The 12,276-nt window shown below is 70.8% G+C and carries 12 protein-coding genes; 6 read left to right on the top strand and 6 right to left on the bottom strand.

Going from position 1 to position 12,276, the window contains the following annotated elements:
* The first annotated feature begins 201 nt into the window (after positions 1–201).
* Together LOY02_RS03050 and LOY02_RS03045 are read left to right on the top strand one after the other, a co-directional pair.
* Entirely contained in the window at positions 202–714 is a 513-nt protein-coding gene (locus LOY02_RS03050) for a DoxX family protein (protein ID WP_317180854.1), read from the top strand.
* A gap of 124 nt (positions 715–838) precedes the next feature.
* Positions 839–1,261 (top strand): hypothetical protein, encoded by a 423-nt coding sequence (locus LOY02_RS03045; protein ID WP_317180853.1) that lies wholly within the window; start codon positions 839–841, stop codon positions 1,259–1,261.
* 150 nt (positions 1,262–1,411) lie between these two features.
* On the opposite strand, the gene LOY02_RS03040 is transcribed toward LOY02_RS03045, so the two are convergent.
* The 3 genes from LOY02_RS03040 to LOY02_RS03030 form a co-directional block, all read right to left on the bottom strand.
* Positions 1,412–2,422, bottom strand: a complete 1,011-nt coding sequence (locus tag LOY02_RS03040; protein WP_317180852.1) for a hypothetical protein — start codon at positions 2,420–2,422, stop codon at positions 1,412–1,414.
* 189 nt (positions 2,423–2,611) lie between these two features.
* Positions 2,612–3,592, bottom strand: a complete 981-nt coding sequence (locus LOY02_RS03035) for a zinc metalloprotease (protein WP_317180851.1) — start codon at positions 3,590–3,592, stop codon at positions 2,612–2,614.
* Between the two features lie 90 nt (positions 3,593–3,682).
* Positions 3,683–4,126, bottom strand: coding sequence for a hypothetical protein (locus LOY02_RS03030; RefSeq protein ID WP_317180850.1), 444 nt, complete (start codon positions 4,124–4,126; stop codon positions 3,683–3,685).
* Between the two features lie 213 nt (positions 4,127–4,339).
* On the opposite strand from LOY02_RS03030, the gene LOY02_RS03025 reads away from it, so the two are divergent.
* The 4 genes from LOY02_RS03025 to LOY02_RS03010 all read left to right on the top strand — a co-directional run bounded on the left by LOY02_RS03025 (position 4,340) and on the right by LOY02_RS03010 (position 8,004).
* Entirely contained in the window at positions 4,340–5,848 is a 1,509-nt protein-coding gene (locus tag LOY02_RS03025) for a long-chain fatty acid--CoA ligase (RefSeq protein WP_317180849.1), read from the top strand.
* A 271-nt stretch (positions 5,849–6,119) separates the two neighbouring features.
* The gene (locus LOY02_RS03020; RefSeq protein WP_317180848.1) at positions 6,120–6,950 is read left to right on the top strand and encodes a hypothetical protein; all 831 of its coding nucleotides are present in this window, start codon (positions 6,120–6,122) and stop codon (positions 6,948–6,950) included.
* A 29-nt stretch (positions 6,951–6,979) separates the two neighbouring features.
* Positions 6,980–7,387, top strand: coding sequence for a phage holin family protein (locus LOY02_RS03015; RefSeq protein WP_317180896.1), 408 nt, complete (start codon positions 6,980–6,982; stop codon positions 7,385–7,387).
* Positions 7,384–8,004, top strand: a complete 621-nt coding sequence (locus tag LOY02_RS03010) for a DUF3618 domain-containing protein (RefSeq protein WP_317180847.1) — start codon at positions 7,384–7,386, stop codon at positions 8,002–8,004. Before LOY02_RS03015 ends, LOY02_RS03010 begins: the two co-directional genes overlap by 4 nt.
* A 30-nt stretch (positions 8,005–8,034) precedes the next feature.
* Here the strand turns inward: LOY02_RS03010 and LOY02_RS03005 are convergent, their stop codons facing one another.
* The 3 genes from LOY02_RS03005 to LOY02_RS02995 form a co-directional block, all read right to left on the bottom strand.
* The gene (locus tag LOY02_RS03005; protein ID WP_317180846.1) at positions 8,035–9,324 is read right to left on the bottom strand and encodes an alpha-hydroxy-acid oxidizing protein; all 1,290 of its coding nucleotides are present in this window, start codon (positions 9,322–9,324) and stop codon (positions 8,035–8,037) included.
* 13 nt (positions 9,325–9,337) lie between these two features.
* Positions 9,338–10,084 (bottom strand): DUF4097 family beta strand repeat-containing protein, encoded by a 747-nt coding sequence (locus LOY02_RS03000; protein WP_317180845.1) that lies wholly within the window; start codon positions 10,082–10,084, stop codon positions 9,338–9,340.
* A 328-nt stretch (positions 10,085–10,412) separates the two neighbouring features.
* A complete protein-coding gene (locus LOY02_RS02995; RefSeq protein WP_317180844.1) occupies positions 10,413–12,131 on the bottom strand; it encodes an FAD-binding oxidoreductase in 1,719 nt (572 codons plus the stop codon).
* Between the last annotated feature and the right edge of the window lie 145 nt (positions 12,132–12,276).

Genomic DNA, 12,276 nt, shown 5'->3' with positions numbered 1-12,276 from the left:
CTTACCGAGAGCCTTACCGAGAGCCTTACTGGGGGCTTACACACGGGCGCACTTCGGGCACACCGCGGCAAACCCGGCGGATTCGGGCTGGGTATCCGCACTCATCCTCGAGTCCCTCGGTATCTCCGGCCCGCCTCACGCCCCTGTGCTGTCGATGCCAACAGGCTGTCGATGCCAACAGCACTTTCAAGGAGACACACCATGTCGCAGTACGTCGTCGACCGACCCGGTCGTCAGCTCGTCCTTCCGAAGCCCGTCCTCACCGCCGCCCTCGCCCGCTTGCACGGGTTGCTCGAGCGCCACAGCGTCGCCGTCCTCCGCGTCAGCCTCGGCCTCGTCTTCCTCGGCTTCGGGATCCTCAAGTTCTTCCCCGGCCTCAGCCCGGCCGAGGGCATCGCCTCCGCCACGATCGAGCGCCTCACCTTCGGCGTCGTCGCCGGCGAGCAGGCCGTCCTCATGACCGCGGTCGTCGAGACCTTCATCGGGCTGACCCTCGTGTCCGGTCGGTTCGTGCGCCTCGGCCTCGTCGTCCTCACCGGCGCGATGGTCGGGATCATGTCGCCGCTCGTCCTCTTCACCGACCAGCTCTTCCCGCACGGCCCCTCGCTGCTGGGCCAGTACGTCCTCAAGGACATCGTCCTCGCGGCTGCCGCAATGGTCGTCGCCGCCTACGCCCTCGGGTCGCGCCTCCAGACGGAGGACCACGAGGACTGACCCCCCTCCACGGGGCACCCTCCACGCACAGCGGGCTGAGCGGCATACGCAACTGGCCGTATGCCGCTCAGCTCCCAGCGTCCTACCCTCACCTCAAGCCCACTCCCCCGAAAAGGTGGTCTCCATGTCCAACGCCACTCGCTACGACGCCCCCTGGGACTTCACGCGCCGGCGCGAAACGCACCGCTTCCCGCCGGCCACCTACCTGCGGCCCGACATCGCCACGCAGGAGCGCACCCATGCCGAGCGAATGCTCTACGCGGTCAATGACGCCGCCTCCGTGCGGATCGGGATCACCGGCGGCCTGGCGCTCGGCCTGCTCATCGCCGTCGCCGTCGTGGCCCTCGGGAACGACGAGGTCACGCGGACCCTCGTCATCAAGCTGGCGGTCCTCGGTGTGGCTCTCGTGGTTGCGCTCGTCGCACTCATGGGGCTGATCCGACGGCACAGCTCGGTGTCGGCCGCCCTGTCCGCGCGCATGCGCCACTACGAGGCGCGCCTCGCCCAGTTCGACGGCAGGGCCGGGCAGCCACGCACACAGTCGTGAGCAGCGCCCTCCGACAGGGATGAGGACTGGCGCGGCGCGTCCCGGAGCCGAGAGGGACGCGCCGCCTGCGCTCCCGGCGGCCGCGACCCTGTGTGGAGGCCAGCGCGGAGACCGGGAACGACTCTGCGAACCTATCCGGAGCGGCGCGCGTCAGTCCAGCGGGTCCGCCACCGCGACCACCGTCCAGGGCGGAGCGCCCGGAGCCGTGTCGAGCTGGCTGTTGACGACGAGGTAGCGGCCGGCCGCAGCCGCCACCGTCGTGGGCGTGGAGAAGTCGGCGTCGGTGGTCGAGGCCACCACCGAGGCGGTGCGCCACTCCGGGTCCAGCAGGGCAACGTAGAGCCCCTGGCCGGTGTCGGGTGCGCCGTAGTTGAGCACGCCGCGGACCACGTCGCCCTCGAGGACCATGCCGTCCGGTCCGAAGTTGCCGAAGGCGCTGCCGTCGGTCTCCACGAACGCCCCCGCCGCCGACTCCGTCTCGAGTCGGATCAGCGCACCGAGCCCCTGGGCCGAGACGAGCAGGCGCGACCCGTCCTTCGAGGCCACGATCCCGTTGAGGTAGAACCAGCCCGGCTCGAACGGGGGCATGAGGGTCCGGGCGCGGAACCACGGCTCGAGGTCGCCGATCTCGTTGCCCTCGAGATCCATCCGCCAGACCAGCGCATTGGCCGAGTCGGTGACGTAGACGGCGTCGTGCGTGATCGCCAGGTCGTTGAGGTAGGTCTGGCCGGCGTCGGACGGCACCGAGCGACGGGCGAGGAGCTCGCCCTCCGGTGAGTACACGTCGACGGCCGAGGGGCTGGCGACGAAGACCCGTCCCCTCGGGTCGGCGTGGATGCCCAGGGCGCTCGCACGGCCGGCGTCCGACCCCCGGGCGAAGGTGCGCATCGTGGGCGATCCGAGGGAGCCGACGTGGATGTCTCCGGTCCCGGAGGACGAGACGTAGATGCGGCCGGAGGGCGTCACCTCGATGCCCTCGGGCAGGACGCCGGGCGCCTCGCTGACGACGTAGGTGCTCGGCGGGTTGCTCCGCCCGTGTTCCTCGGCAGGATGGGGCAGCGCACTCGCTGCCGGCGTCTGGACGAACGTCGCTGAAGCGAGAGCGAGCGATGCTGCAACCGCTGCGAGGCGACCCGGGCTGCGATGGCTCGGACGGGACATGGTGACCTCTCCACAGGAATACTTCGGACCCGAACTACTATGCACGACCACCACGGCGGCAGAAATGGTTCGGATCCGAAGTTGTTCGATCGTGACCTGCGGCGGCCCGAGCGAGGGCACCGGAAGACGCGGATGCCGCCCACCTGTCGGTGGGCGGCATCCGTGATGCGAGGTGTGGCGGGGGTGTCGTCAGCCCTTGCCGCCGGCACGGAACGCGAGCCAGGCGTCACTCATGCGCTCGGCCTGGCCCTCAGTGAACATGTTCATGCAGGAGTCCTGCGTGTAGTCCATGAAGTTGTGGATCGGGTCGAGGCCAGGGGCCGCGCAGGAGTCGGCGCCCTCGGGGCAGTTGAACTGCGGGTGCGCCTCCTTCGGCGTGTCGGCCACGAAGTCGCCTGAGGCGGAGCAGCCGTTGTTGAAGGTGTGGTGCAGGAGCATCCAGTGGCCTACCTCGTGGGTGAGCGTGTCACCCAGCGAGTACTTGCCCGCCGTGCCGCCCGGCATGGACTCGTCGAGGATGACGACGCCGTCGATGTAGGCGCGCCCGTTGTTGTAGTCCTTCGGGAAGTACGCCCAACCGAGCAGGCCTCCGCCGATGTTGGCCGAGTAGACGTTGAGCGTCTCGGAGTCACCCTCGTGGAGCTCCTTCTTCATGTCGCGCTCGACCTTGCCCGGGGTGACCTCGTACCACGCGTCGTTGACGACCCAGTTGATCTTCTCGAGCTCGAAGCGGAAGGGCGTGTCCGCGGCATCCGGCGCGGTCTCGCCGGCGAAGGACTCGTTGAGGACGTCCATCTGGTCCTCGATCATGTCCTCCATGCGGCTCTTCTGCGCGGGGCTGAGCTCGTGGTCGGAGATCGAGTGGAAGACGGTCTCGATGGTGACGCTGCCGTCCTCGAGGCGCGGCAGGTCGGGCAGCAGGCCGTATGCCTTCGCCTCGTTGTCGGGGAAGAGCTTCGGCTCCTGGGCAGCGCTGCCGTCGCGGACGCGAGCCAGGTCGGCGAAGCCGCCGCCCTCCTCGCACTCCGCCGCAGCCGGCGAGATGGAGCCGAGGGGCGCCGCCGGGGCGGCTGGTGCAGCAGTCAGGGCCGGCGTCGAGCCGGTCGCGACGAGCGCGGCTGCAGCGGCAGTGCCGAGCAGGGCCAGCCGCACATGACTTCTTCTGAGCATCGGTGTGAAACCTTTCGGACGGAGAGCGCTCCTGGTGGGAGGACTCTGAGACGCTACCGCCGCGAGCGGGCGCGTGGGCCCTGAGCGACCTCACGATCTCGTGGACGCCGCCCCCGCCTCGAGCGCCTCGATGACCTCGGCCAGCACCGCTCGGGCCTGCTCCACGTCGAGATCCCGCGACACAGACCGCCACACCTGCCGAACCGACCGCACCGCCTCGGCTTGGACGCGACGACCCTCGTCGGTCAACCGCAGGTCCACCGACCGTCCGTCGGCGCCCGGGGTGCGGGAGAGGACCCCGTCCCCGACGAGCTTGGCGAGGTGCGCGCTGAGCGTCGACGGCTTGGCCCCGATCATCGCCGCGACCTCGGAGGGAGTCGTCGTGCCGAGGGCATGGACGAGGCTCGTCACGGCATACCCCGTCGGCGTGAGTCCCGTCGGCGCAAGCGCCACACGCAGCATCGAGCCGAGGCTTTCATTGGCCCGCAACAGGTCGAAGAGCAGCCCGAGCTCCGGTGGGCGCCGTGGTCTCATGGGTCCAAGGATGCCCGTCACCGGCGGCACCCGCCGTTCCGGACACGGAAGGGATGACACGGGAGAAGTCTTGGAGGACGACGGCGCACGAAGGAGGGGCACCCGTGAGCCGGCCCAGCGGCATACGGCAGGGAGGGACCTGGACTGCCGCACAGCGCGATTTCGCGCCATGATTGGCCCAGGTACCCGCCAGTAGGCCGCAAAGGAGCCTCCATGACCAATCTCGCCGCCAACCTCGTGGCCACGGCCACCCACCTCCCCGACAAGGTCGGCATCAAGCTCGACCAGGCCGAGATCACCTGGGCCCAGCTCCACGGTGCGGCAGCCAAGGTCGCGGGCCAACTGCGTGCGGCCGGCCTGGAGACCGGCGACCGGGTCTCGCTCATCCTGCCCAACGTGCCCGCCTACCCCGTGCTCTTCTACGGGACGCTCCTCGCCGGCGGCATCGTCGTGCCCATGAACCCGCTGCTCAAGAGCGGTGAGATCTCCTACTACTACCAGGACGCCGAGACGACGTTCTCCTTCGTCTGGCCCGACTTCGCGGAGGAGGCCCACAAGGCGGCACAGATCGCAGCCATCGAGGGCGTCGCCACTCGGGTCATCGAGTGCACTGCCATGGGGCCGGCGGCGGGCGCCCTGCCCGACGCCGAGCCGATCGCCGAACCCGTCGAACGGGACGACGACGACACCGCGGTGATCCTCTACACCTCCGGGACGACCGGCAAGCCGAAGGGCGCCGAGCTCACCCACTTCAACCTGCACCGCAACGCCGAGCGCTCCGCCGACGACATCATGGAGATGACCGAGGACGACGTCATCATGGGCTGCCTTCCCCTCTTCCACGTCTTCGGCCTCACGTGCGGGCTCAACACGAGCGTCGTCCGCGGCTGCACCCTGACACTCATCCCGCGCTTCGACCCGGCCAAGGCCCTCGAGGTCGTCGGTCGCGACAAGGTGACGATCTTCCAGGGCGTGCCGACGATGTACGCCGCGATGCTCAACCACCCCGACGCCGACCGGGCAGAGACGTCGAGCCTGCGCACCTGCGTGTCGGGCGGCTCGGCGATGCCCGAGGCCGTGATGCGGAACTTCGAGAAGGTGTTCGACGCCCAGATCCTCGAGGGCTACGGCCTGTCGGAGACCTCCCCCGTCGCGTCCTTCAACATGCCGGACCGGCCCACCAAGCCGGGCACCATCGGCCGCGCCATCCCCGGCGTCGAGATGAAGCTCGTCAACACGGACGGCACCGACACGGCGCCCGGGGAGATCGGCGAGATCGCGATCCGGGGCGAGAACGTCATGAAGGGCTACTGGCGCCGGCCGGACGCCACCGCGGAGGCGATCCCGGACGGCTGGTTCCGCTCCGGTGACCTGGCGACCGTCGACGAGGACGGCTACTTCACCATCGTCGACCGCAAGAAGGACATGATCATCCGCGGCGGCATGAACGTCTACCCCCGTGAGGTCGAGGAGGTGCTCTACACCCACCCGGACGTCCTCGAGGCCGCTGTCGTCGGGGTCCCGGACGACGTCATGGGCGAGGAGATCGGTGCTGCCGTCGCGCTCAGGCCGGGCTCGTCGACGACGCTCGACGAGGTGCAGGAATACGTCAAGGAGCGCCTCGCCGCCTACAAGTACCCGCGCCGGCTGTGGCAGCTCGACGAGCTGCCGAAGGGGCCCACGGGCAAGATCCTCCGCCGCGAGGTGCACCCGCCGGCCTGACCGGGTCGACCTCGGCTCAGCGGGAGAGGCCGCATCCCTGAAGGGGTGCGGCCTCTCCCCCTTCCCGCCCACGCAGACGACTGGCCCCAAAAGCCGGGCGCCAAGCTGCATCTGGGGCCACTCGACGGTTGCGGGCCGCGCCATCGTCGTTAGCGCCGCTCGGGGCGGGGGTAGTGGAGCAGGGCATCGAAAGGCCCTCAGCAGCGTGGGCTTCGGAGCGATTTCCGGGCGTGGGCGGCTCACTGCCGCACGCCCTCGAGGAGGAGGACACATGTCCCAGCACACCAACGGACCGACGTCCGCGAGCCTGCAGGACAACGGCCCATCCGAGACATACACGACGAGCACGACCGGCACGACAGGGTCGACCGGCACCGGCTCGACGTCCATGGGATCGACGGGTTTCACGGGCTCGAAGTCCGAGGCCGCCAAGGAGGCCACCCGGGAGACGGCAGAGACGGCGAGGGGCGAGGCCAAGCACGTCGCCCAGACGGCCAAGGACGAGCTCGGCAACGTCACTGCCACGGCGACCGACCAGATGCGCCGACTCATGGACCAGTCCCGTTCCGAGCTCACCGAGCAGGCCCGCTCCCAGCAGCAGCGCCTCTCCGGCAGCCTGCGCACCCTCACGGACGAGCTGGATGCCATGGCCGGTCAGGGCGACCAGCAGGGGGTCGCCCACGATGTGGTCCGGCAGGTCTCCCAGCAGGCGAGGGCGCTCGGTGACTGGCTCGACGGGAACGAGCCCGGGGCAGTGCTCGACGAGGTGAAGCGGTTCGCCCGGCGCAGGCCCGGGACGTTCCTCGCCGTCGCGGCGGGGCTCGGCTTCCTCTCCGGGCGGATGACGCGCGGTCTCACGGCCGCCGCCCAGGACGAAGCGGACCCGCCGTCGTCCGAGAGGAACGAGCCCGTCATGGATGGTCCGCTGGCGACCACGGGGACGACCGCCACCTACCCGACCGCGCCCACGGGACCGACGAACCCGACTGGCTCGGCGGCGCCCTCGGGCACGGCCGGCCATCCCGGGGTGCCCGCATCGGAGGAGCCTTCGCGCGAGTCGTGGGCGAGCGAGGACTGGGCGGGGCGAGGTGACGCCCGATGATCGACGTGCCCAGCTCGCGCGAGGCGCCGATGCGGGAACCGACCGACGACCTGCCGGGTGAGCCGCTGAGCTCCCTCGGGGACGTCGTCGCCGACATCGCGAGGGACATGTCGACGCTCGTCCGACAGGAGACCGAGCTCGCCAAGGCGGAGCTGCGGGAGTCGGCCAAGCGTGCGGGCAAGGGCTCCGGGCTGCTGGGCGGCGCGGGACTGGCCGGCTGGTTCGTCCTGCTCTTCCTGTCCATCGCCCTGTGGTGGGCCATCGGCAGCGCCCTCGGGCTCGGCTGGTCCGCCCTCATCGTCGCTGCAGTGTGGGCGATCATCGCGGCCGTCCTCTACTCGATGGGTCGAGGCGAGCTCAAGCGCGTGCAGGGCCTGCCCAGGACGGCCGAGACGGCCAAGCACATTCCAGACGCCATGAAGGGGAACGAATCATGACCGAGTACGAGACGGAGCGGCTGCGCACCGAGGTCGAGCGCACCCGCCAGGACCTGAGCGACAACGTCAACCGGCTCGGGGCGACGGTGTCCCCGAGCTCCATCACCGAGCGTCAGAAGGCGAAGATGAGCCAGACGGTCTCCGGCTGGCGGGAGCGGATCATGGGTAGCGCCGATGACGCGAGGCAGTCGACGAGGGGCGCAGCCGACGGAGTCGCGGACAGCGCCCACTCGGCCGTCGAGGGCATGCAGGACACCGCCCATGACCTCAAGGTCCAGGCGCGCCAGCAGGCCCAGGGCAACCCTCTGGCTGCCGGCGTCGTCGCGCTGGCGGCGGGCTGGCTCGTCGGCTCGGTCATGCCCGCCTCCGAGAAGGAGAAGCAGGCGGCGACCGCGGTCAAGGAGCAGGCTCAGCCGGTGATGGAGCAGGCTGCGGCTGAGGCCAAGGAGGCCGGCAGCCAGCTGGCCGAGAACCTCAAGGAGCCGGCACAGGAGGCCGTCGAGGAGGTCAGGACGGCTGCGAGTGACTCGGCCCAGGAGGTCACGTCGCAGGCGCAGAGCTCGGCGCAGGAGGTCAGGTCAGAGGCGCAGCAGAAGGCGCACGACGTCAATCGCTGATTCCCCCTGCGGCACCGCTCGGCCTCGGGATCAGGACTCGACCTGCCCGAGGCCGAGCTCGCGTATGTCGGGGATGGTGCGCGCGCCGGTGAGCGCCATCGTCAGGTCGAGCTCGGCGAGGAGGTACTCCAGCACGGCCCGGGCACCCGCACCGCCACCGACGGCGAGCCCATAGACCCAGGGGCGGCCGATCATGACGGCGTCCGCACCGAGCGCGAGCGCCTTGTAGACGTCCGCCCCACTGCGAACTCCGCTGTCGAAGAGCACGGGCACGCGCCTGCCCACCTCGCGGACCACGGCGGGCAGTGCCCGGATCGACGCGATGGCGCCGTCCACCTGGCGGCCGCCGTGGTTGGAGACGACGATGCCGTCCATGCCGTGTTCGACCGCCCTCGCCGCGTCGGCGGGGTGTTGAACTCCCTTGAGGAGGATCGGCATTCGCGTGCGCTCCCGGAGCCACGGAAGGTGGTCCCACGTCAAGGATGGCCGGGAGAAGACGTCGAGGAAGGTCTCGACCGCAGCGCGCGGAAGCGGGGAGGTGAGGTTGTCCTTGAGGGAGCCGGGCCAGTGCCGTGCCATCGAGACGGCAGCCGCGACCGCGGACCGGTTCGGGCGTGGCGTGGGCTCGGTGGTCGGCCCCGGGTGTGCCACGCGCTGCTCGACGAGGCGGCGGAAGACCGGGTCGCTGACGTACTGCGCGATGCCCTCTGCGCGGGTGAAGGGCAGACTGCCGAGGTCGAGGTCCTTGGTCCGCCAGCCGAGCGTGTGGGTGTCGAGCGTGACGACGAGCGCGTCACTGCCGATGTCCTCGGCGCGCCGGATGAGGGACTCGACGAGCTCGTCGTCGCTGCTCCAGTAGAGCTGGAACCAGCGCGGACAGTCCCTCAGGGTCGCCGCGGTCTCCTCCATCGGCCTGGAGCCCTGGGTCGAGATCACCATCGGGAGACCCAGCTCGCGCACCCCTTCGGCGAGCTCGACGTCGGAACGAGGATGGGCCAGCTCGAGGGCCCCGATGGGGGCGAGCAGGAGCGGCGCCGGCAGGCGTCGGCCGAGCAGCTGCACCCCGAGTTCGCGAGAGGAGACGTCGACGAGCACGCGCGGCACGATCGGGTGGTCGTCGAAGGCTGCGCGGTTCTCCGCGTCAGTGCGCTGCTGGCCCGCACTGCCCGCGAGGTAGGCCCAGGCGCGTCGGCTCAGCTTCTTCCGCGCGGCCCGTTCGAGGAGCTGAGGCTCGACCGGGACGACGGGACGACGCCCGAAGAGCCCCTCGCGGTAGATCCGGCTCTGGACTCGCCTCCCGATGCTCTCCTGCTCGCTCATGCGGTCATCGGGCCTACTCGATGTCGACGTCGCCAGAGCCGGTCTGCACGCGGATGAGCTGGTCCGCGTCGGCATCCGACGCGAGGTCGACGTCCTCGTCGCCCGAGCCGGTGTCGACCTCGATCCGGAACGGCTCGACGTCGGGCGCGTCGATCGAGACCTCACCGGAGCCGGTCTCGACGTCCAGGCGGTCGAGCCCCGACCGGAGTTCCACGTCGATGTCGCCGCTGCCCGCGCGCAGGGTGACGTCCGAGGCGTCGGAGCCCAGCTGCAGCTCCTGGTCGCCGCTGCCCGTCTGCACGCGCAGCGCCGTGCTCGCCACCACGTCGGCGTCGACGTCACCCGACCCTGTCTCGACGTCCACGGGGCCGAGCTCGCCCTCGAGGGTGACATCGCCGGAACCGGTCGTGAGGTCGACCTTGCCGAGGCTGCCACCGAGGACCACGTCGCCCGAGCCGCCCCGGAAGGTGACTGCGGTGTTGTCGGGCACGCGAATGAGGTAGTCGATCGAGCACCGCCACGACAGGCCCTGGCAGTCGGCGCCGCTGAGCTCGATGGCACCGTCGCTGAGGGCCTCGTTGGTCTTCGGCTTCGAGCCGCCGAAGCCCCACTCGTAGCGCCTGTTCACCTCGATCTTGCCTGCGGGCGCTCCGCCGACCACCTCGACGTCGTTGCTGCCCACGTCGAGGATGATCGCGCTCCCCGTGAGAGGGAGGTCCTCGGTATCGGTCTCCGCGGCCGAGACGGTCCCCGTGCTCACGACGAGGAAGGCCAACCCCACTCCCGCCACACCCAGCCACGCCCGTCGTGACCGGTCCCGCGGCGCCGACGGCGGGGGCAGCGGTCCCCCGTGCGGGGTGGGGGGTGGTGTCTGCGGCTGCCCGGCGGGCATCGGCGCAGAGGACCGCGATGCAGCATCCAGGCTGTCGCCGTGGACTCGGTCGTCAGGGACGTCAGTTGCCGGAGGCATGGTGGGCCTCGGGAAGAACGGCCCCTGTGGCGTCGTGCCTGCCGATCCGCCCGGCGGTGGAGCGCTCGGTGTGGAGGTCACGGGTCCACGGTAGGGGGCGCCGTGGAGAAGTGCCACGTCATAACCCGCGGCTCCCTCGTCCCTCCGGGACCAGCTTGCCCGGGTTGAGGATCCCGGCCGGGTCGAGCTCAGTCTTGATCGCCCGGAGCAGGCCGACACCGACCTCGCCGAGCTCCGGCGCGAGGTGCGCACGGTGGTCGGTGCCCACGGCGTGGTGGTGGGTGATGGTTCCCTCTGCCACGACGATGGCGTCGCTCGCCGCGGTCTTGACCTGCCGCCACTGCGCGAGCGGGTCTGCCGCCTGCGGCGTGACGAAGGTGTAGTAGAGGGACGCCCCGGTCGCATAGATGTGCGAGACGTGGCACATCACGAGCGCCCGACGGCCCTCGACCTCGAGCGCGCCGCGGATGGCCCGGACCACGGCGGCGTGCAGGCGCCCGAGGTTGGCCCACGTCGTCGCGGTCTCGAGGGTCTCCGCAAGAATCCGGTGGTCCATCAGCTCGTCCCGGAGGTAGGGGCCGGAGAAGCGGCTCCGCTCCCACGCCTGGGCGACCTGCTTGGGCAGGCGACGGCCCCCGGCCCGGTGGAGGATGACCTGGGCCGCGCGCCGACGCCGCCGCACGTCATGCTGGTCCGTCCCCTCCCAGACGAGGACGAGCAGGGCCGGTCGGTCCCGACGCATCGCGCTGAGGTAGCGCAGCAGCCGACGTCCCGTCGGACCCGCGAGCGTGAGGTTGACCCGCGTCTCGTCCTCGTCGGAGAGGCGGCAGATCGTGGGCATCGCCCCGGGGCCGAGGGTCTGGGCGATCCTGCGCAGGGCGTCCACGCCCGCGTCGAAGGAAGGGAAGGCCCAGGCTGCGTGCCGCTTGGCCGTGGGTAGAGGGGCGACCCTGAGGGTGGCCTCCGTGATCACGCCGAGCGTGCCCTCGCTGCCGACGACGAGGTCGATCAGGCGCGGCCCCGCGGCGGAGGCGGGGGCACGGCCCCCGAGGACGAGCTCGCCGCGGGGCGTGGCCATGCGCACGCCGAGCACGTTGTCGTCGATCCGCCCGTAGCCCGTGGAGGCCTGCCCCGCGGATCGCGTCGCGACGTAGCCGCCGATCGTCGCCTCCTGGTGGCTCTGCGGGTAGTGCCCGAGAGTGACGCCGTGGCCGTGGAGCGCGCGCTCGGCCTCCGGGCCACGCAGGCCGGGACCGAGGGTCGCAGTGAGGCTGACCGGGTCGACGGCCACCACCTCGTCGAGTCGGCGCAGGTCGAGGGAGATGACCGCCGTGAACGCTCCAGCACCACCCGCGGGCGACTCAGCGTGGCCGGCTCCCACGCCTCCGACGACGCTCGTCCCCCCTCCGAAGGGCACGACCGCGACGTGGTGCTCGGCGCAGATCCGCAGGACCGCCGCGACCTCCCCCGCCGACCCCGGGACGACGACGGCATCGGGAGCGCTGGACCCGTCCCCGGTGCGCAACCGATAGAGGTCCGGATAGCTCTTGCCCCCTGCGTGCTCGACCCGCCAGGTCCGCTCGAGGTGGACGTGCTCGTCCCGGACCACGTCGGCGAGTGCGGCGCGCGCCTCGGCCCCCGGACCACGGCCGGCCAGCCGCGACGGGGCAAGCACGACCTCCTCGAGGGGGACCGGCGGGGAGAGCTCATGACGGTCGGAACCGATCTCGTCCGCGAGGAACCGCCAGGACGCCTCACTGAGTGGGTGGGCCTGCGCGGGATCGCCCCAGCCGTGCCAGACCGACCGCGGGATGACGTGGGCAAGGGATTCGGTCACGTGTAACACTGTTACAGATTTTGTTTCATGCGTACAGTGGATGACGTGACAGACGCCCACGCCGACACGATCCTCGACGCCAGCAGTGGCACCAGCGGTGACACCAGCGGTGACACGAGCAGTGACTCCAGCAGTGACTCCAGCA

The sequence above is a fragment of the Intrasporangium sp. genome, assembly GCF_032907665.1.
In the GTDB taxonomy this organism is placed as follows: Bacteria; Actinomycetota; Actinomycetes; order Actinomycetales; family Dermatophilaceae; genus Intrasporangium.
The sequence above is the reverse complement of the archived record's forward strand: the minus strand, read 5'-3'. Positions and strand labels throughout refer to the sequence as shown.